The 16,715-nt window shown below is 71.3% G+C and carries 19 protein-coding genes and 1 pseudogene; 6 read left to right on the top strand and 14 right to left on the bottom strand.

Annotated elements, in window-relative coordinates; genetic code table 11:
• Positions 1-5: 5 nt before the first annotated feature.
• The 3 genes from AC1DXJ_RS15965 to sigE are packed head-to-tail and all read right to left on the bottom strand — an operon-like array spanning position 6 to position 2,865.
• On the bottom strand, positions 6-1,565 hold the full coding sequence (locus AC1DXJ_RS15965; RefSeq protein ID WP_477615634.1) for a S1C family serine protease: 1,560 nt from the start codon (positions 1,563-1,565) through the stop codon (positions 6-8).
• Positions 1,562-2,194, bottom strand: a complete 633-nt coding sequence (locus AC1DXJ_RS15960) for an anti-sigma factor (protein ID WP_477615633.1) — start codon at positions 2,192-2,194, stop codon at positions 1,562-1,564. Before AC1DXJ_RS15960 ends, AC1DXJ_RS15965 begins: the two co-directional genes overlap by 4 nt.
• Complete coding sequence (gene sigE, locus AC1DXJ_RS15955) at positions 2,191-2,865, bottom strand: RNA polymerase sigma factor SigE (protein ID WP_477615632.1); 675 nt, start codon at positions 2,863-2,865, stop codon at positions 2,191-2,193. The genes AC1DXJ_RS15960 and sigE overlap by 4 nt, the downstream gene beginning before the upstream one ends.
• 149 nt (positions 2,866-3,014) lie before the next feature.
• On the opposite strand from sigE, the gene AC1DXJ_RS15950 reads away from it, so the two are divergent.
• A complete protein-coding gene (locus tag AC1DXJ_RS15950) occupies positions 3,015-3,647 on the top strand; it encodes an O-methyltransferase (protein WP_477615631.1) in 633 nt (210 codons plus the stop codon).
• A 3-nt stretch (positions 3,648-3,650) separates the two neighbouring features.
• On the opposite strand, the gene AC1DXJ_RS15945 is transcribed toward AC1DXJ_RS15950, so the two are convergent.
• From AC1DXJ_RS15945 to AC1DXJ_RS15935, 3 genes are all read right to left on the bottom strand, one after another.
• Positions 3,651-4,007: a hypothetical protein gene (locus AC1DXJ_RS15945; protein ID WP_477624143.1), complete on the bottom strand. Its 357-nt coding sequence runs from the start codon at positions 4,005-4,007 to the stop codon at positions 3,651-3,653.
• On the bottom strand, positions 4,004-5,527 hold the full coding sequence (locus AC1DXJ_RS15940; RefSeq protein WP_477615629.1) for a leucyl aminopeptidase family protein: 1,524 nt from the start codon (positions 5,525-5,527) through the stop codon (positions 4,004-4,006). The genes AC1DXJ_RS15945 and AC1DXJ_RS15940 overlap by 4 nt, the downstream gene beginning before the upstream one ends.
• Before the next feature lie 105 nt (positions 5,528-5,632).
• Entirely contained in the window at positions 5,633-5,806 is a 174-nt protein-coding gene (locus tag AC1DXJ_RS15935; RefSeq protein ID WP_082592686.1) for a DUF3117 domain-containing protein, read from the bottom strand.
• Between the two features lie 156 nt (positions 5,807-5,962).
• Here AC1DXJ_RS15935 and AC1DXJ_RS15930 point away from each other — a divergent pair, with 156 nt between their 5' ends.
• Positions 5,963-6,823 (top strand): enoyl-CoA hydratase/isomerase family protein, encoded by an 861-nt coding sequence (locus tag AC1DXJ_RS15930; RefSeq protein WP_477615628.1) that lies wholly within the window; start codon positions 5,963-5,965, stop codon positions 6,821-6,823.
• 92 nt (positions 6,824-6,915) lie between these two features.
• On the opposite strand, the gene AC1DXJ_RS15925 is transcribed toward AC1DXJ_RS15930, so the two are convergent.
• The 7 genes from AC1DXJ_RS15925 to AC1DXJ_RS15895 all read right to left on the bottom strand — a co-directional run bounded on the left by AC1DXJ_RS15925 (position 6,916) and on the right by AC1DXJ_RS15895 (position 11,877).
• The gene (locus AC1DXJ_RS15925; protein ID WP_477615627.1) at positions 6,916-8,190 is read right to left on the bottom strand and encodes a hypothetical protein; all 1,275 of its coding nucleotides are present in this window, start codon (positions 8,188-8,190) and stop codon (positions 6,916-6,918) included.
• Complete coding sequence (locus AC1DXJ_RS15920) at positions 8,187-9,377, bottom strand: hypothetical protein (protein ID WP_477615626.1); 1,191 nt, start codon at positions 9,375-9,377, stop codon at positions 8,187-8,189. The genes AC1DXJ_RS15925 and AC1DXJ_RS15920 overlap by 4 nt, the downstream gene beginning before the upstream one ends.
• The gene (locus AC1DXJ_RS15915) at positions 9,377-9,958 is read right to left on the bottom strand and encodes a DNA-3-methyladenine glycosylase I (RefSeq protein ID WP_477615625.1); all 582 of its coding nucleotides are present in this window, start codon (positions 9,956-9,958) and stop codon (positions 9,377-9,379) included. Before AC1DXJ_RS15915 ends, AC1DXJ_RS15920 begins: the two co-directional genes overlap by 1 nt.
• A complete protein-coding gene (locus AC1DXJ_RS15910) occupies positions 9,955-10,410 on the bottom strand; it encodes an SRPBCC family protein (RefSeq protein ID WP_477615624.1) in 456 nt (151 codons plus the stop codon). The genes AC1DXJ_RS15915 and AC1DXJ_RS15910 overlap by 4 nt, the downstream gene beginning before the upstream one ends.
• A 3-nt stretch (positions 10,411-10,413) precedes the next feature.
• The gene (locus tag AC1DXJ_RS15905) at positions 10,414-10,686 is read right to left on the bottom strand and encodes a DivIVA domain-containing protein (RefSeq protein ID WP_477615623.1); all 273 of its coding nucleotides are present in this window, start codon (positions 10,684-10,686) and stop codon (positions 10,414-10,416) included.
• 37 nt (positions 10,687-10,723) lie between these two features.
• A complete protein-coding gene (locus tag AC1DXJ_RS15900; protein WP_477615622.1) occupies positions 10,724-10,978 on the bottom strand; it encodes a hypothetical protein in 255 nt (84 codons plus the stop codon).
• A gap of 110 nt (positions 10,979-11,088) precedes the next feature.
• Positions 11,089-11,877: an LOG family protein gene (locus AC1DXJ_RS15895; RefSeq protein WP_477615755.1), complete on the bottom strand. Its 789-nt coding sequence runs from the start codon at positions 11,875-11,877 to the stop codon at positions 11,089-11,091.
• 132 nt (positions 11,878-12,009) lie between these two features.
• Between AC1DXJ_RS15895 and AC1DXJ_RS15890 the strand changes: the two genes are divergently transcribed.
• Positions 12,010-13,362: a serine hydrolase domain-containing protein gene (locus AC1DXJ_RS15890; RefSeq protein ID WP_477615621.1), complete on the top strand. Its 1,353-nt coding sequence runs from the start codon at positions 12,010-12,012 to the stop codon at positions 13,360-13,362.
• Positions 13,363-13,422: 60 nt separating this feature from the next.
• On the opposite strand, the gene dapE is transcribed toward AC1DXJ_RS15890, so the two are convergent.
• Complete coding sequence (dapE, locus tag AC1DXJ_RS15885; protein WP_477615620.1) at positions 13,423-14,511, bottom strand: succinyl-diaminopimelate desuccinylase; 1,089 nt, start codon at positions 14,509-14,511, stop codon at positions 13,423-13,425.
• A 115-nt stretch (positions 14,512-14,626) separates the two neighbouring features.
• Between dapE and dapD the strand changes: the two genes are divergently transcribed.
• The 3 genes and pseudogenes from dapD to AC1DXJ_RS15870 form a co-directional block, all read left to right on the top strand.
• The gene (dapD, locus tag AC1DXJ_RS15880; protein ID WP_477615619.1) at positions 14,627-15,559 is read left to right on the top strand and encodes a 2,3,4,5-tetrahydropyridine-2,6-dicarboxylate N-succinyltransferase; all 933 of its coding nucleotides are present in this window, start codon (positions 14,627-14,629) and stop codon (positions 15,557-15,559) included.
• Positions 15,546-16,433, top strand: a complete 888-nt coding sequence (locus tag AC1DXJ_RS15875) for a hypothetical protein (RefSeq protein WP_477615618.1) — start codon at positions 15,546-15,548, stop codon at positions 16,431-16,433. Before dapD ends, AC1DXJ_RS15875 begins: the two co-directional genes overlap by 14 nt.
• Positions 16,434-16,594: 161 nt before the next feature.
• Positions 16,595-16,715, top strand: a pseudogene (locus tag AC1DXJ_RS15870) (IS481 family transposase); the annotation flags it as partial.

Below are 16,715 nucleotides of genomic sequence, written 5' to 3'. Positions count from 1 at the left end.
TGCCGCTACTTGCCCGAGCCGGACAACGTGAGTGTGACGCTGATCGTCTCACTCCCGCGGCGGACCTTCATCGAGACCGCGTCGCCGACGCTCTTGGCGCGGATCGCCACGACGAGGTCGTCGGGGTCGGTCACCCGCCGACCGTCGAACTCGATGATGACGTCCCCTGCCTTGATCCCCGCCTTGCCTGCCGGGCCGTTGGGGTCGACCGGCGGGCCGCTGCTGGTGCTCGGCTTGGCCAGGATGCGCACGCCGTCACCGGTGAACTCGCGGTCGAGCACGACCCCGATCACCGGGTGCTGGGCCGAGCCGGTCTTGATGAGCTGTTCGGCCGTCTTGAGGACCTGGTCGCTCGGGATCGAGAAGCCGACACCGATGTTGCCCGACTGGGTGTCGGTGGTTCCGGGGATCCGCGCGATGGCCGAGTTCACGCCGATCACCTGACCGGCCATGTTGAGGAGCGGCCCACCGCTGTTGCCGGGGTTGATCGCCGCGTCGGTCTGGATGGCGTTGATGTACGACTGCTGGTTGCCGTCACCGCCGGGGCTCACCGGGCGGTTGAGGGCGCTGACGATGCCGCTGGTGACGCTGGACTCGAGACCGAGCGGCGCACCCACGGCGATGACCTGGTCCCCCACGACGACGTCCTTCGACGAGCCGATGACCAGCGGAACGAGGTCGGTGCGGTTGGTCTTGAGCACCGCCAGGTCGTAGGACGCGTCCCGGCCGGCGATCGTGGCAGCGATCTCGGTGCCGTTGGACAGCTCGACCTTGATCGTGCCCCCGCCGGCCGCGCTGGCGACGACGTGGTTGTTGGTGATGATGTGGCCGTCCCGGTCGAGCACGAACCCCGAGCCGGTGCCGCCGCCGTCGGCGCCGTCGACCTTGATGGTCACGACACTGGGCAGTGCCTTGGCCGCGATGTTGGCGATGGAGCCTTCGGGGCGTGACGTGGCACCGGCGCCGGCGCGTGGGATGGACGAGGGTGTGCGGTCGAGCGAACCGAAGTCGACCCGTCCTGTCGCCCCGAGCCAGCCGCCGAACAGGCCACCGAGCCCCGCCGCGACCAGCGCCGCCACCGCAGCCACCGCGACCAGGGCGCCCCACCCGGGGCCCTTCTGCTGGGGGGCCGTGGCCTCCGGGAGGTGGTGGCCGACCCACGGTGCCGGCTGGCCGGCATACCCCGCATCGGCCGTGGGGGCGGTGATGGGGTCCCAGCCCGCGCCCGTCGGGGCCTGCGTGACCGGATCGCTCGAGGGGTGTGCCGGGGGTCCGGCGGGTGCCTGGTGTGCGGAGGCCTCGCTCGGCCAGCCGGTCGGTTCAGCGGCCCAGACCGCGTCGACGGGTGGCGGCTCGGACGGTGCACTGCCCGACGCGGGCAGCCCGGTGGCCCCGTGGAGCTCCTGGGTGTGCGACAGGTCGACCGGCTGGGTGCTGTCAGCAGCGGTTCGCCCCGGGGGCGCCCAGGGGTCCCAGGCGGAATCGGCCAGGGGGTCGGGAGCGGACTGGCCGGGGTCGGCCGAGACTGGCTGGTCGGCGCCCGCCGGGTCTCGCTCGTCACTCATGGAGACGATTGTGCCGAACGACCGCGACCGGTGCCCACGGCGGGTGCCACGGACGTCGCAGACGGGGTGCCGCCGAGCCCGGGAACGGTGAACGAGGCAGTGGCGAAACCCGGGGTCGCCGGCCTGGCGCGCTGCACCGCCGGAGAGACCGGCTGCGTGGTCGGGGCCAGGCCACCGGTCACCACGAGGCTCAGGGCCGCCGCGGCCGTGGCTCCGGCCGCCAGTCCGGCGTAGACGGTCGCCCGGCCGGCCGAGCGGTGCTGCGCCGGGGCCCCACGGTCGACGACCCGCACGGGCGCGGCCGGGATGGGCGGGAGCAACGGGCCAGGCGTGACAGGCGAACCGTCAGGGGCGCGACCCGGGGTCTGGGTGCCCAGGGCGAGCAACATGCCGCGCAGGTCTCCGGGCACGGCGGCACCGAGCGAGGACCGCAGGGCCATCAGCACGCGCCGCTCCTCGTCGACAGCTCCGCGGCAGCACTGGCACGCGACCACGTGACGGTCCCACCGCAGCAGGGTCGCCTCGTCCATGGCGCGGTCGGCGTAGGCCGTCAGCTGGTCGCCGAGACACCGGCCGCGTCCCCCCGCGAGGGCCGCACCCGGCATACCTGCCCACAGCGGGCGGTTCATCGCGATCCGTGCACCGCCCGGCCGAGCACCGGCAGGCGGCGCTTGGCGACGGGCGCGCGGTCGGCGTCCACTGCGGGGCGGGCGAGGGTGGGGTCGCGGTGGGCGAGGGCTTCCCGGAGCTGGGCCCGGCCGCGGTGGATGCGCGAGCGCACGGTGCCGAGCTTGACGCCGAGCGTGGCGGCGATCTCCTCGTAGGACAGTCCCTCGATGTCACACAGCACGACAGCGGCCCGGAAGTCCGGCGACAGGGCGTCGAGCGCTCGCTGCACGTCGTCGTCGAAGTGGGTCGCCTCGAACGTCGCCTCGGGCCCCGCCTCACGGGTGGGCAGGCGCGCGGCGGACTCGTCGGAGAGGGCGTCGAAGCGGATCCGCTGCTTGCGGCGCATCTTGTCCAGGAAGACGTTGGTCGTGATGCGGTGCAGCCAGCCCTCGAACGTGCCGGGCTGGTAGCTGTGCAGCGACCGGAAGACGCGGATGAACACGTCGTGGGTCAGGTCTTCGGCGTCGTGCGGGTTGCCGGTGAGGCGGTAGGCCAGCCGGTAGACGCGCGCGGAGTGCTGCTCGACGATCTCCTCCCACGTCGGGGGCACCCACGCGGTCGCCTCCTGGGTGCCCGGGACGTCCCCCTGGGCATCCTGTCGGGCCGAACCGATCGTGTCGGTCGCGGTCACGTCCCTCACCTCCGTCGGGCGCCTGGCGGCGCGCACACCCTGCATTCGGTCCAGACGACCGAACGGCTTGCATCGTTCCCCAACAACCTGAGCGTTTCCTGTATGCCGCGTGCCCGGTTCGTCGTGCTTGCGGCAGTAGGGTTTGCCGCATGAGCGCACAGAAGCCGGCCAGCTGGGCCTACGCCGAGGAGTTCGTCACCGAGAACGAGGTGATCGAGTCTGCGCGGCGCCGCGGCGAGGAGCTGGGTGCCGTGCCGGTCGGCAACGGTGCGGGGGTGCTGCTGCGACTGCTGGCGGCCGCGGTGAAGGCGAAGTCGGTCGTCGAGGTGGGCACCGGTGCCGGCACCTCGGGACTGTGGCTGCTCCAGGGCATGCCCGAAGACGGCATCCTCACGACGATCGACGTGGAGGCCGAGCACCAGGGCGTGGCCAAGAAGGCCTACGCCGAGGCGGGCATCGCCCACCAGCGCACCCGCGTCATCACCGGCCGGGCGCTCGACGTGCTGCCCCGGATGACCGACGGCGCCTACGACATGGTCGTGATCGACGGCGACAAGGTGGAGTACCCGGAGTACGTCAGCCACGGGATTCGTCTCCTGCGCTCCGGCGGCGTGCTCGTGCTCGACAACATGCTGTGGCACGACAAGGTGGCCGACCCGGCTGCACGCGACCAGCAGACGTCGGTGCTGCGCGACCTGGGCAAGGCCCTGCGCGACGACGACCGGTTGATCCCCGCCCTGCTGCCGGTCGGTGACGGCGTCCTGGCGGCCGTCAAGCGCTGACGGTCAGGCGGTGCCCGGACCAGGGCCGCGACGAAACCGACCTGGGCCCTCGGCGATCGCCACGACCTCGAACGGCTCGATGAGGGTCGGGGCGGACCCGATGATCCCGCTGCCCGCGGACTCGGCCGCGGTCGCGGTGAACTCACGCTGGAAGTCGTCGCGGTAGACCTTCTCGTCGAAGACGTAGGTGCCCTCGAACCACTTGCCCTCGACCATCCGCCAGGTCTTGAAGGCGAGCCCGTCGAGGAACATGAACCTCGCCATCGACGTGCCCACGACGTAGTCACGCAGCTCCTGGGCGACGCCGTCCGGTGCGGTCTCCAGGGACCATCGCACGCTCAGGCCGTATCCCGCGTTCATGACATCTCCTCCAGCCAGGTGAGCAGCAGGCGGGCACCGAAGCCCGTCCCGCCCTTGGTGAGGAGTCCGCGGTCGACGTCGGAACGACCCACCCCGGCGATGTCGAGATGTGCCCAGCGTCGCGCACCCACGAACTCGCGCAGGAACAATGCTGCCGAGATCGAGCCGCCGCCGCCTCCGATGCCCGCGATGTGGTTGATGTCGGCCACGTCGCTGTCCAGGCTCGGCCGGTAGTCCTCGACGAGTGGCATGGGCCAGAGCAGCTCCCCGGTCGCCTCGCCGGCCCCGACGAGGGCGCGGGTGAGGGAATCCTCGGTCGCATAGACCGGAGCCATCGACCGACCCAGCGCCACGCGGGCAGCGCCCGTCAGGGTCGCGATGTCGAGGAGCACCGTGGGGTCGAGGCGCAGGTCGGCATAGGCCAGCGCGTCGGCCATCACGATCCGCCCCTCGGCGTCGGTGTTCCCGATCTCGACCGTACGTCCGCCGTACTGCGTGACGACGTCCGAGGGACGGTATGCCGCGCCGCCGACGCCGTTCTCGGCGAGCGCCAGCAGGCCGGTCACCTTCACCGGTACGGCCAGCTCGCGACAGGCCGCGAGCACGGCGAGGACGACCGCCGCACCACTCATGTCCGTCTTCATGGCGAGCATGCCCTCGGCAGGCTTGATGTCGAGCCCACCGGTGTCGAAGGTGATTCCCTTGCCCACCAGGACGACTCGCGGCGTCCTGGCCGTCGCGCCCTGCGGTGCGTAGTCGAGCTGGACCAGTCGGGGAGGCGACGCGGAGGCGGCGCCGACGGCCAGGAGACCGCCGAACCCCTCGGCGCGCAGCTCCCTCTCGGACCACACGATCACGTCTAGCCCGGCGCGACCTGCGATGGTCCTCGCCTGGGCGGCGAGCCAGGCGGGGTTCTTGATGTTGGACGGAACCACCGCCAGGTTCCGAGCCAGCATCGTGGCTCGGGCGCGCACGACCGAGTGCCGGACCGAGGGCTCGTCATAGGAGCCGACCAGCGCGATCTCCCCCGCCGGACCGGTCGCCGGCTCGGCGTCGTCGCCCACCCATCGCGGGCTGGAGTAGCCACCGAGCGCGAGTCCCTCGGCCAAGGCCGACTGCGCGCCTCGGGCGGCGCCGCTGCCGAGAGTGGTCACGAGCGAGGCGTGCCCCTTGGCAGCCCGCCCCAGGGCGGCACCGGCCGTCCGCAGGTCGGACGGGCTCGCGTCAGCGACTCCCACCAGGAGCACGGTCCGGGCCGGTCGCTCCCCCGGGACCAGGGGGATCCGTGTCACCGAGCCGGCACCCTCCTTGGGTTCGTGGGCTGCCACGACGTCGGCGGCGTCGAGGCCGACCAACGCCAGGGCTGCCGCGCCGGCGCCCGTCGGCGGCAGACCACCCCTGGGAACCGGGAGCGCCAGCAGCAGGTCGCTGGCGTCGAGGTCCGCGAGGACGTCGGTGAGGGGCTCGGCAGAGATGGTCCAGGCGCTCGAAGCGGGATCGAGCAGTTCGGGTGCACGCACGGACCCGACCCTACCCACCTGTGGTTCGGCCGCGGCATACCCCTGGACTCGCGAGGACCCCCGTCGGACACTGCCGACGGGGGTCCTCGAAACGTGCGGTGAAGGCTACTTGAGGCCCTCGCAGTTGGTGATCGCGTCGCCGAGCGCGCGAACCTCGTCGGGGGTCATCTCGACGACGAGCCGGCCGCCACCCTCGAGCGGCATGCGCAGCACGATGCCCCGACCTTCCTTGGTCACCTCGAGCGGGCCGTCGCCGGTCCTCGGCTTCATTGCCGCCATGAGTGTCCCTTCCGTTTGGCGTGGTCTGCTGCTGGCCACGCGGATCCACGCCAGTGCTTGTGATCATCCCCGCGCGCGCCAGATTTGCTCCATTATCCCGTGAACCCGCTCACAGGCGAAATCCGGGTCGGACGACGGTCCGGCAGGATGGCGCCCATGACCGACACCTCCGACACCGTGGGCACCACGCCCGCCACCAGCGACAACGCCGCCGACCCGACTGTCCCGCAGCAGTCCCCCGTCGTCGTCGAGAGGGAAGGCGCGGTGGCCACGGTACGGCTCAACCGCCCCGAGGCGATGAACTCGCTCGACATCGCCACCAAGGAAGCGCTCGTCACAGCGCTGACCGACGTCGCGCAGGACCCGACGGTGCGGTGCGTGGTGCTGACCGGCAGCGGTCGCGCGTTCTGTGTGGGGCAGGACCTGCGCGAGCACGTCACCTTCCTGCAGCGCGACGACCCGGCGCTGTGGGACACCGTCGCCAAGCACTACAACCCCATCGTCGAGCTCCTCGCCACCATGGACAAGCCGGTCATCGCGGCGGTCAACGGGGTGGCCGCCGGAGCAGGTGCCGGGTTCGCGCTCGCAGCGGACTTCAGGGTGCTCGTGGACACCGCCGGCTTCAACCTCGCCTTCGCCGGCATCGCACTGTCCTGCGACTCGGGAACCTCCTGGACGCTTCAGCGGATCGTGGGTCCGGCCAAGGCCAAGGAGCTCCTCTTGCTGCCCCGCACCGTGCCGGCCGACGAGTGCCTGGCCCTGGGCCTGGTCACCAGGGTCGTCACGGCCGAGGAGCTCGAGGCGACGGTGCGCGAGCTGGCGACAACCCTGGCCGCCGGACCGACCCTGGCCTACGGGTCCATCCGGCGGGCCGTCGCGTTCAGCGCAGGGCACGGACTCACCGAGTCCCTCGCCCAGGAGGGCGAGTACATGACGCTCACCGGCGGGACCGCGGACCACCGCGCTGCGGTCGCGGCGTTCCTCGCCAAGGAGAAGCCGGTCTTCATCGGCGAGTGAGCATTCGCCCGACCGAGCACAGGTTCCTCGCTGACGGACACGTTGCAACCTGTCCCTCAGCGAGCAACCTTTGCTAGCAAAGGTTGCTCGGGTCAGGGTGGGGTGGACGCCCAGGGCGTGTAGGTCAGCAGCGTGCAGGTGAACCAGAAGAGCCCGACGAGCAGGACCACGCCGACGACGCCCACCCGGCGGCGCCAGTGCGTCACGATCTTGGCGCCGGTCGACGTGCGCATCGCCACTGAGGCGACCACCGCGGCGATCGGGAAGTCCAGCAGCAGGAAGCGCCACATGCTCGTGATCGGTCTCACCACGGCGAGCAGGTAGAGCGGGTAGGCCAGCGCCCACACCCGCAGCTCGACCGCCAGCCAGCGACCGTGCCGACCCACGATGAGGGCGATGTAGGTCGCCACGAGGGAGACCAGGATCGTCACGCCGACGATCCCGTGTCCCTCCCACGCCCAGGAGAGCCACAGCACGAAGGGACCGGACTCGGGCTTTTGCCCCCAGGCCGCCTGCACGTCGAAGAACGCCATCGGCAGCCCGCTGATGAAGCCCACGACGACCGGCCAGGCGAGGGAGGAGATGCCGGTCGCCACCAGCATCAGGACCGCCGAGATGCGGTGGCCCCGTAGTGGCACCACTCCGGCCACCCTGTCCTCACGCCACCGCAGCACCAGGTGGGCGATCGCAGCACACGCGATCGCGGGAGCCGCGGCGCGGGTGAACCCGAGTGCGAGCGTCAGCACCGCCACCCAGGCGTAGCGACGTTGCATGAGCAGCAGGAGCGACCCGGCGATCAGCACACCCGCCAGCGCCTCGGTGTAGGGCATCACGAGGATGCCGGTCGCGGGATAGAGGCACCACAGGACGCCGGTGACCAGCGCGAGTCGTTCGCGAGCCGGCTGCGGGGACGCGTGCATGGCGTAGTTGAAGCACCGCCACACCAACAGGGTGCACCCCGCACCGAGCACGAGGTTGAGTCCGACACCCGCCACCTCGAACGGCAGGCCGATGGCCATCAGTCCACGCACCATCATGGGGAAGGCGGGGTAGAACGCCCAGGCGCTGTAGGTGAGCAGCCCGCTGTCAGGGTCCGCAGGCAACGGGACCGGGTAGCCCTGCGTGGCGACGCGCCGGTACCAGATGCTGTCCCAGCCGCCGAGGATGTCGCCCACGGTCGGGTCGAGGTGACCGACCCCCGCCGGCGTCTGGAACCACGTCGCCGCCACCCACATGGCGAGGAACGCGAGCGCCCTCGTCACGGCATACACGAGCAGCAGGAAAACCACTGGACGGCGCAGCGCCCACCGCCCCACTGCGCTGCGGCCCTGAGACGTCACGACGGCCCGCAGGCCGGTCACGGTCACGGCGGGTAGTCCGAGGGCGGCACGAACACGAGCAGCTTCCAGATCCACAGGGCCTGCCCGACGATGCCGAGCGCGACGAGGACGGCGGTTCGAGTCCACAACCACCTCGCCGAGCGCTCCACCCAGCCCCCACCGAGGATCACCGCCGCGAGCGGGAAGAGGGGAAGGACGTAGCGGAAGATGCTCGTGAAGGGGTCGAGCACGACGGCGAGGTATGCCGGGTAGGCCAGCGACCAGGCGCGCAGCTCCGGGCCCAGCCGGGTCGCCCAGGGACCGCAGGTGAGCACGACGATGGTGGTGGCGAGCGCCGCGAGGGCGACCGGTCCGTAGACAGCGCCGCCGTCGAAGTCGCGAAACACCCACTGCGACATGCCCAGCCAGGGCTTGAGCGGCGCGATCTCCCCCCCGGCCCGCCAGGCGGCCATCGTGTCGGTGTACGCGCTGCGCGACCCCGTGACCCGCCACGCGATGAGGGGCCAGGCCACGGCGCCGACGCCGGAGGCGACCAGCGCGAAGGTTCCCGCGGCGTACTCGGCGCGGTCGATCGGGTCGGCGGCCCGACCGCGCCACCGCAGCCAGAGCATCGCCGCGACCACGACGGCCACGGGCACGGCAATCGGTCTGGTCACGCCGAACAGCAGTGCAAGGGTTCCCACGGCGAGCCAGTTCCGCCGCATCAACGCCCACAACAGGGCGCACAGGAGGACCATCGCGAGGGACTCCGTGTAGGCGAGCTGCAGGGCGACCGCCGCCGGGAGGGCACCCCAGACGACGACCGTCGCGAGCGCCACCCGGTCGCCGACCCGCTCGGCGAGGAGCCGGGCCATGATGACGGCCGCGCCCAGACCGCACACGAGGGACAGGGACGACGCCACGACAGGGAAACCGAGCCCGGTGGCGGACATGAGCAACCGGGACAGCAGGGGGAACAAGGGGAAGAAGCCCCAGGCGTTCTGGGTGACGCGGCCGGTCGACGCGTCGACGGGCAGCACGTGCGGATAGCCGTGCTCGGCGATGTAGCGGTACCAGCTGCCGTCCCACAGCACCGTCATGTCCATGGGTTCGACGGTCGGGCCGGTCCAGTCCGGCATGACGACCTGGTCGTGGCTCGCGAGCACGAGCAGCACGGCCGAGACGGCACGCAGCGCCAGGTAGGTCAGCACCACCCTCGCCGTGAGGGTGCGCATCACTGGTGTCCGCCCGCCCGGTGGCAGCCGACGAGGTGGTCGTCCACCAGCCCACAGGCCTGCATCGCGGCATACATCGTGGTGGGGCCGACGAAGACGAACCCGGCCTTCTTCAACGCCTTGGCGAGGGCCACCGACTCGGGCGAGGTGGCCCGCAGCTGCTCGGTGGTGGCCGGCGGGGTGTGGTGGGCCGGGGCGTGCGACCAGATGAGCTGATCCAGCCCGCCGAGGTCGCGCAGGGCCAGCACCGCGCCGGCGTTGTGGATGGCGGCGTTGACCTTCAGGCGGTTGCGGACGATTCCCGCATCGGCCATCAGGCGGGCGCGGTCGTCCTCGCCGAAAGCCGCCACGACCTCGGGGTCGAAGCCGGCGAAGGCCGACCGGAACCCCTCGCGCTTGCGCAGGATGGTGATCCAGGCGAGCCCGGACTGGAAGGCCTCCAGGGTGAGCCGTTCGTAGAGCGCCTGCTCCCCGTGGACCGGCACTCCCCACTCGGTGTCGTGGTAGGCGAGGTAGTCGGGCGTCGAGCCGGCCCACGCACACCGGGCCAGTCCGTCCTCGCCCACGACCAGACCGCTCACCGATGACGCTCTTCGGCCCGCGCGACCATGGCGTCCACGGCCCGCCCGTAGAGCCAGTCGCTGGCCCTGCGCAACAGGGGCGTGAAGACGCGCTTGAACGGCAGCGGCCGCACGACGACGTCCTCACGCCAGTCCAGACGGGTGCCCTCGCCCGCCGGTTCAACGCAGATCTCGGCCCAGCCGCCCAGCAACCATCCCGTCTTGACGACCCGGAAGCGGCCGACTCCCCCGGCGTCCGGAGGCTCCCACACGGTCACCAGCATCGAGTCCGAGAACCCGACTCTGCCGATCCCGCTGAACCCCGCGAAACCCCAGCCCGGCCGCGGACCGCCCGCGTCCACCCGCATGCGGGTGAGCGGCATCCAGTCCCCGTATGCCGCGAAGTCGCTCAGGACGTCCCACACCGTGGTGGGCGGCGCGGCACAGTGCCGGGTGAGGTGGAGGTCGGCCATGGGTCAGCGGCGGGGATCGCTGCCGGCCTCGAGCTCCGCGATCCTGGTCTGCAGCCGGTCGAGCACGGCGTCCACCTGGTCCATGCGATAGCCGCGCAGCGCAGTGTCGAAACGAACAGCCGAGATCTCTCCGGAGCCGAACTCCTCGGAGAGGATCGGATCCGCCTGGGTCGTCGTCGCCTCGGCCAGGGGGTCGTAGCCCACCCGTCCCAGGACGAGAGCGGCGAACGCGCCGATGACCAGCACGCCGACGGCGATGAAGAAGACCCAGATCACGGGGCGATCGTCGCACGAACTCCTGACGACGACCTAGTCAGCCCGCCGTGCTGAGGTCACGGACCTCGTCGGGGGCTCCGTCGGACCGCGCGATCGCCGTGCGCGTGAGCATCTCGACGAACTGCGGGACGTCTTCGGGCGTCAGTCGGAGCGTGGCGCGACACACCGTGTCCTGCCAGATCGACAGCACCACGCGGCCGGACTCGGGGTGACCTGAGATGCGCAGGGTGCGCCCGGCGACGTCTCGACCGACGATGACGTCGCCATGTCGCGGCAGCGGCGAGATGGTCACGCCTCCATCATCGGCGGCGGCAACCGTCCCGTCCACCCTCCGTCCACGACCGCCTCCCTCCCAGCGCGGGTCGGGCCGGGCCGGGCCGTGGGACTCGTGGAGGTGGAGGGCTACTCCGGGCGCTTGGGCGCGACCGGCTCCTCCGCCTCCGTGACGAGGCGGACGGCTTCGTCCACGTCGTCGGTCAGGTGCAGCAGGTCGACGTCCTTGGCACTCACTGTGCCGGCGTCCAGGACGGTGCTGCGCAGCCAGTCGAACAGGCCACCCCAGTACTCGGTGCCCATCAGCACGATCGGGAACGACGTGACCTTCTGGGTCTGGACCAGGGTGACTGCCTCGAACAGCTCGTCCAGCGTCCCGAACCCACCCGGCAGCACGATGAACCCCTGCGCGTACTTGACGAACATCGTCTTGCGGGCGAAGAAGTACCGGAAGTTCACACCGAGGTTGACGTACTCGTTGAGACCCTGCTCGAACGGCAGCTCGATGCCCAGGCCCACCGAGGCACCGCCGGCGTCGCGGGCACCCTTGTTGGCCGCCTCCATGGCGCCGGGGCCACCGCCGGTGATCACGGCATACCCCTCCTCGACGAGGCGACGACCCACGTGGGCGCCCATCTCGTAGAAGGGGGTGCCGGGCTTGGTGCGGGCCGACCCGAAGACGCTCACGGCGGGGCCGAGCTCCGCGAGGGCGCCGAAGCCCTCGACGAACTCACTCTGGATCCTCATCACCCGCCACGGGTCCGTGTGGACCCACTCACTCGACCCACCGCTGTCGAGCAGGCGCTGGTCGGTGGTCGACGCCGGGACGCGCGAACCCCGCAACGTGACCGGGCCCGTGTGGTAGTCGAACCCGGGGTACTCGTGGTCGCGCTCGGTGGCGCCTGCGGTCTGCGTCAGGTCGTCGGGCGTCTGGTCGTCAGGCGTCTGGTCGTCGGGCGTCTGCTCGTCGGGCTGCTCGCTCACGGGGGCCAACCTACGCGAGGACGGCTGGTCGGCGAGCGGCGACCGGACCCTCGCTAGGGTCGACGGGTGGACACCACTGTGCAGGACGCCACCCGTCGCCAGCTGCGAAACCTGGCGCTGGACCGCCAGCGGACAGGTCGCGTGCCGGGCCTAGCCGCCGCCGTGGTCCGTCGCGGGGAGCCGGTCTGGACCGACGGCATCGGCACCGTCGACGTCGCCTCGCCGCGCGTCCCCGGCCCCGACGACCAGTTCCTGATCGCCTCGAACACCAAGAGCTTCACCGCTGTCCTGGTGATGGCCCTGCGCGACGAGGGGCGCCTCGACCTCGACGACACCCTCGACCAGCACCTGCCCGGCGTGACGCAGCGGGCCACGGTGCGACAAGCCCTCTCCCATGCGACCGGTCTGGCGCGCGAGCCGCTCGGTGACATCTGGGAGACCTTGGAGCAGCCCGACGCCGCCACGCTGATGAGCGACTTCAACGCGATCGAGCGCGTCGGCCGGCCCCACGACCACTGGCACTACTCCAACATCGTGTATGCCGTGCTGGGCCAGCTCGTGGAGCACCTCGAGGGCCGCTCGTGGGAGGAGTCACTGCGCGCCCGCATCCTCGAGCCGCTGGAGATGACCCGCACGAGCGTCGGCTTCGACGGCGGGCCACGGGCGACGGGCTACCACGTGCAGCCGTTCCACGACGTGCCTCGGGTGGAGCCGGTGCTCGACCTTCGGGCGATGGGGCCGTGCGGGGCACTGGCCAGCACGGTCACCGACCTCGCCCGGTGGTCCGGCTTCGTGGCCGCCCCGGATGCGGCCATCCTGTCCCCCGACACGCTCGAGGAGATGTGCCAGCCGCAGCTGCTCGTCGACCCCGAGGGGTGGGGTGGCGCGATGGGCCTGGGCTTCTTCCTGATGCGCTCGACCACCCGACGCACCTGGGTCGGGCACACGGGCGGGATGCCGGGTCAGGTGTCCGGCGTCTTCACCCACCGCGAGAGCGGCACCGGAGGCATCGTCCTGATGAACAGCTCCTCGTCGCCCGACCCGGCGGCCTTCGCGATCGGCCTGGGCGACCACGTCCTCGAGAACGACCCTGCGGAGGAGGAGCCCTGGCATGCGGGCACGTCCGTCCCGGAAGACCTCGCACCCCTGCTGGGCCGGTGGTTCTCAGAGGGTTCGGGGTACACCTTCTCGGTGCGCGAAGGGCGGCTCGAGGCACGCGCCGACTCGGCTCCGGCCGACCGCGCGCCATCGGTCTTCGAGCGGCTCGACGAGAGCACCTTCCGCACCGTGTCGGGTCGCGAGCGCGGCGAACAGCTGCGGGTCACCCGCGCCTCCGATGGCACCGTGCTCAAGATGAACTGGGCGACCTACCTCGTCACCCGGGCGCCGCTGGGCTTCGGGGAGTCGCTGGAGGGATGACCGCGCGGGTCTGCGGCGCGCCTCGCGGCCGGGGCCGCCTCGCGGCCGCGCCTCAGGCGCTCACGCGAGCCAGCGCAGCAGGGCGGCCTCCGCGGACTCGAGCTGGCTGACGGGGCAGCGCTCCTCATCGTGGTGGGCCAGGTTCGGGTCGCCCGGGCCGAAGTTCACTGCCGGCACACCCATGGCGGAGAACCGCGCGACATCGGTCCAGCCCTGCTTGGCCACGACGTCGACACCCAGGGCCTCGACGAACGCCTTGGCCGCCGGCAGGTGCAGGCCGGGCCGGGCGCCGGGGGCGTTGTCCTTCACCTCGACGACGTAGCCGCTGAACAGCTGGTGCACGACGGCGAGCGCGTCCTCGGGCGACTTGTCGGGGGCGTAGCGGTAGTTGACCGTGACGACGCACCGGTCGGGGATGACGTTGCCGGCGATGCCACCCGTGATGCCCACGGCGTTCATGGCTTCGCGGTACTCCAGGCCGTCGACCACCACGGTCTCGGGCTGGTAGGTCGCGAGGCGGGTCAGGACCTCGCCCGCGTCGTGGATGGCGTTGTGGCCGTTCCAGGGTCGGGCGGAGTGGGCGGCGATGCCCTTGGTGACGACCTCTGCGCGCAGCGTTCCCTTGCACCCGCCCTCGACGATCGAGCCGGTCGGCTCGAGGAGCACCGCGAAGTCGGCGTCCGCGATGAGGTCCGGACGCTGCCTGTCGATGTGGAGCAAGCCGTTGAACTCGCTGTCGATCTCCTCGCCCTCGTAGAACACGAACGTCAGGTCGCGGCTCGGCTCGGCCACGAGGGCCGCCTTGAGCTGGACGGCGACCCCACCCTTCATGTCGACGGTGCCGCGGCCCCAGAGGTCGTCACCCTGCCGGTGGGTCGGCAGGTTGGCGGGGTCCTGGGTCAACGGCACCGTGTCGATGTGGCCGGCGAGGACGACCCGCTCGTCGCGACCGAGGTCGGTCCGGGCCACCAAGGTGTTCCCGATCCGGGTCACCGTGAGGTGGGCCAGCGGGGCGAGGGCCGCCTCGATCGCATCGCAGATCGCGGCCTCGTCCCGCGAGACCGACTCGATGTCACACAGTGCCGCCGTGAGGGTGACGATGTCCGCCGACAGGTCGAGTGCGATGGTGTCGACAGGTGAGTTCGCCATGCCAGAACCCTATCCACCGCCACTTCTTCGGAAGATCCGCCAGGTCCCTGGCACGGCGCATCTTCCGAAGACCCATGGGTCTGGGCGACACCACCCCGTCTCGTAGGCTGGTCCCATGAGCAGCGAACGCACCGCATGGGGTTTCGGCCTGGCGACAATCCACGACGACGGTGCGGTCCTCGACGCGTGGTACCCGCAGCCCACCCTCGGTGCCCGACCCGCCGGGAGCCACGCCCCGGCCGAGCTCGAGGCACTGGTCGGCAAGGACGACGTGCGGCACGTTCGCCGCGAGGTCGTCGCGACCGAGATCGACCTCGACGCCGCCCCGGCCGACCCGGCCGACGCATACCTGCGCCTGCACCTGCTCTCCCACACCCTGGTGCAGCCCAACACGATCAACCTCGACGGCTTGTTCGGCGTCCTGGTCAACGTCGTCTGGACGACCCAGGGACCGTGCTCGGTGGACGGTTTCGAGCTGACTCGTGCGGGCCTGCGCGCCCGTGGTCCGGTGCAGGTGCTGGGCGTCGACAAGTTCCCGCGGATGACCGACTACGTCGTGCCCGCCGGAGTCCGGATCGGGGACGCCGACCGCGTACGCCTCGGCGCGCACCTCGCATCGGGCACGACCGTCATGCACGAGGGCTTCGTCAACTTCAACGCCGGCACGCTCGGCCACTCCATGGTCGAGGGTCGGATCAGCCAGGGCGTCGTCGTCGGCGACGGCTCCGACATCGGCGGTGGCGCCTCCACGATGGGCACCCTGTCCGGCGGCGGCACCGAGCGGGTCAGCATCGGCGAGCGCTGCCTGCTCGGCGCCGAGTCGGGCCTGGGCATCGCCCTCGGCGACGACTGCGTCATCGAGGCCGGTCTCTACCTCACCGCCGGCACCAAGGTGACGTTGACCGACGGCCGGGTGGTCAAGGCCCGGGAGCTGTCGGGCCAGTCCAACCTGCTGTTCATCCGCAACTCCGTGACCGGCACCGTCGAGGCCCGTGCCCGCGACGGTCACGGCATCGTCCTGAACTCGGCCCTGCATGCCAACGACTAGGCGCGGCGGGGTCGTGCTCTCGGAGCAGCGGCCACCGTCGCGCAAGCGCCGGCTCGCCACCCGACTGGTCGTGCTGGTCCTGGCGGGCGGAGTCGTCGGGGCCGGCATCGTCGGCGCTCGGGGTGTGATCAGCAACTTCGGTGGGCCCCGCTGCCAGGCGACCGCCTCGGGGACGAGCGTCGACTTCGACCCCAGCCAGACGGCATACGCAGCCACGATCGAGGCGGTCGCGGAGAAGCGCGGCCTCCCCGCGAGAGCCGCCACGATCGCGATCGCGACAGCGATCCAGGAGTCCAAGCTGCGCAACCTCAAGTACGGCGACCGCGACTCCGTGGGGCTGTTCCAGCAGCGGCCGAGCCAGGGCTGGGGCACCGTCGACCAGATCCTCGACCCCGTCTACGCGACCAACAAGTTCTACGACGCGCTCGTGAAGATCGACGGCTACGAGGGCATGCGGATCACCGAGATCGCGCAGAAGGTGCAGAAGAGCGCCTACCCCGAGGCCTATGCCGACCACGAGCAGGAGGGGCGGCTGCTCGCCTCCACGCTGAGCGGCCACTCCCCCGAAGGCCTCGGCTGCCGGCTCAACGACGCGACCACCGGCGACCCGGCAGCCCTCAAGGCGGCCCTCAAGACCGAGCTCGGCGTGACCTCCGCCGTCAGCGGCCGGACCCTCACCGTGACAGCCGGCTCCGAGCGCGCCGCCTGGAGTGCCGGGGCGTATGCCGTGGCGACGGCCTCGCTGCACGGCGCCACGTCCGTGCGCGTCGGGTCGCGGGAGTGGACGCGGACGCGCGACTCCTCCGGCTGGGAGTGGCACGACGCCAAGGCCGGCGGCAAGGCCAGCACCGTCACCATCACCTTCGCCTCCTGACGCACCCCTCGCCCTGCCCTGCGAGCAACCTTTGCTAGCTGTACTGACCCGAGACGTTGGTTGAGTGGGTGTGATCCGCTGATCTGATCAGTGGCGCGGGGAGGGCCTCCCGCGGTGGAGTGGAACTGCCTAGGTATCCGCTCACAAAACAGGAGGCCCTCGTGTCCCACGCTAACGCTGCCCTGACCCCTCGTGTCCGGCTCAAGGTCGCCAAGTTGGTGGTCGACCGCCACGTCCCGATCAGCGAGGTCGCGGCCCGGTTCCAATGCTCATGGCCAACGG

It is taken from the genome of Pedococcus sp. P2_D9 (assembly GCF_056404275.1).
This window is presented reverse-complemented; position numbering and strand designations above follow the sequence as displayed.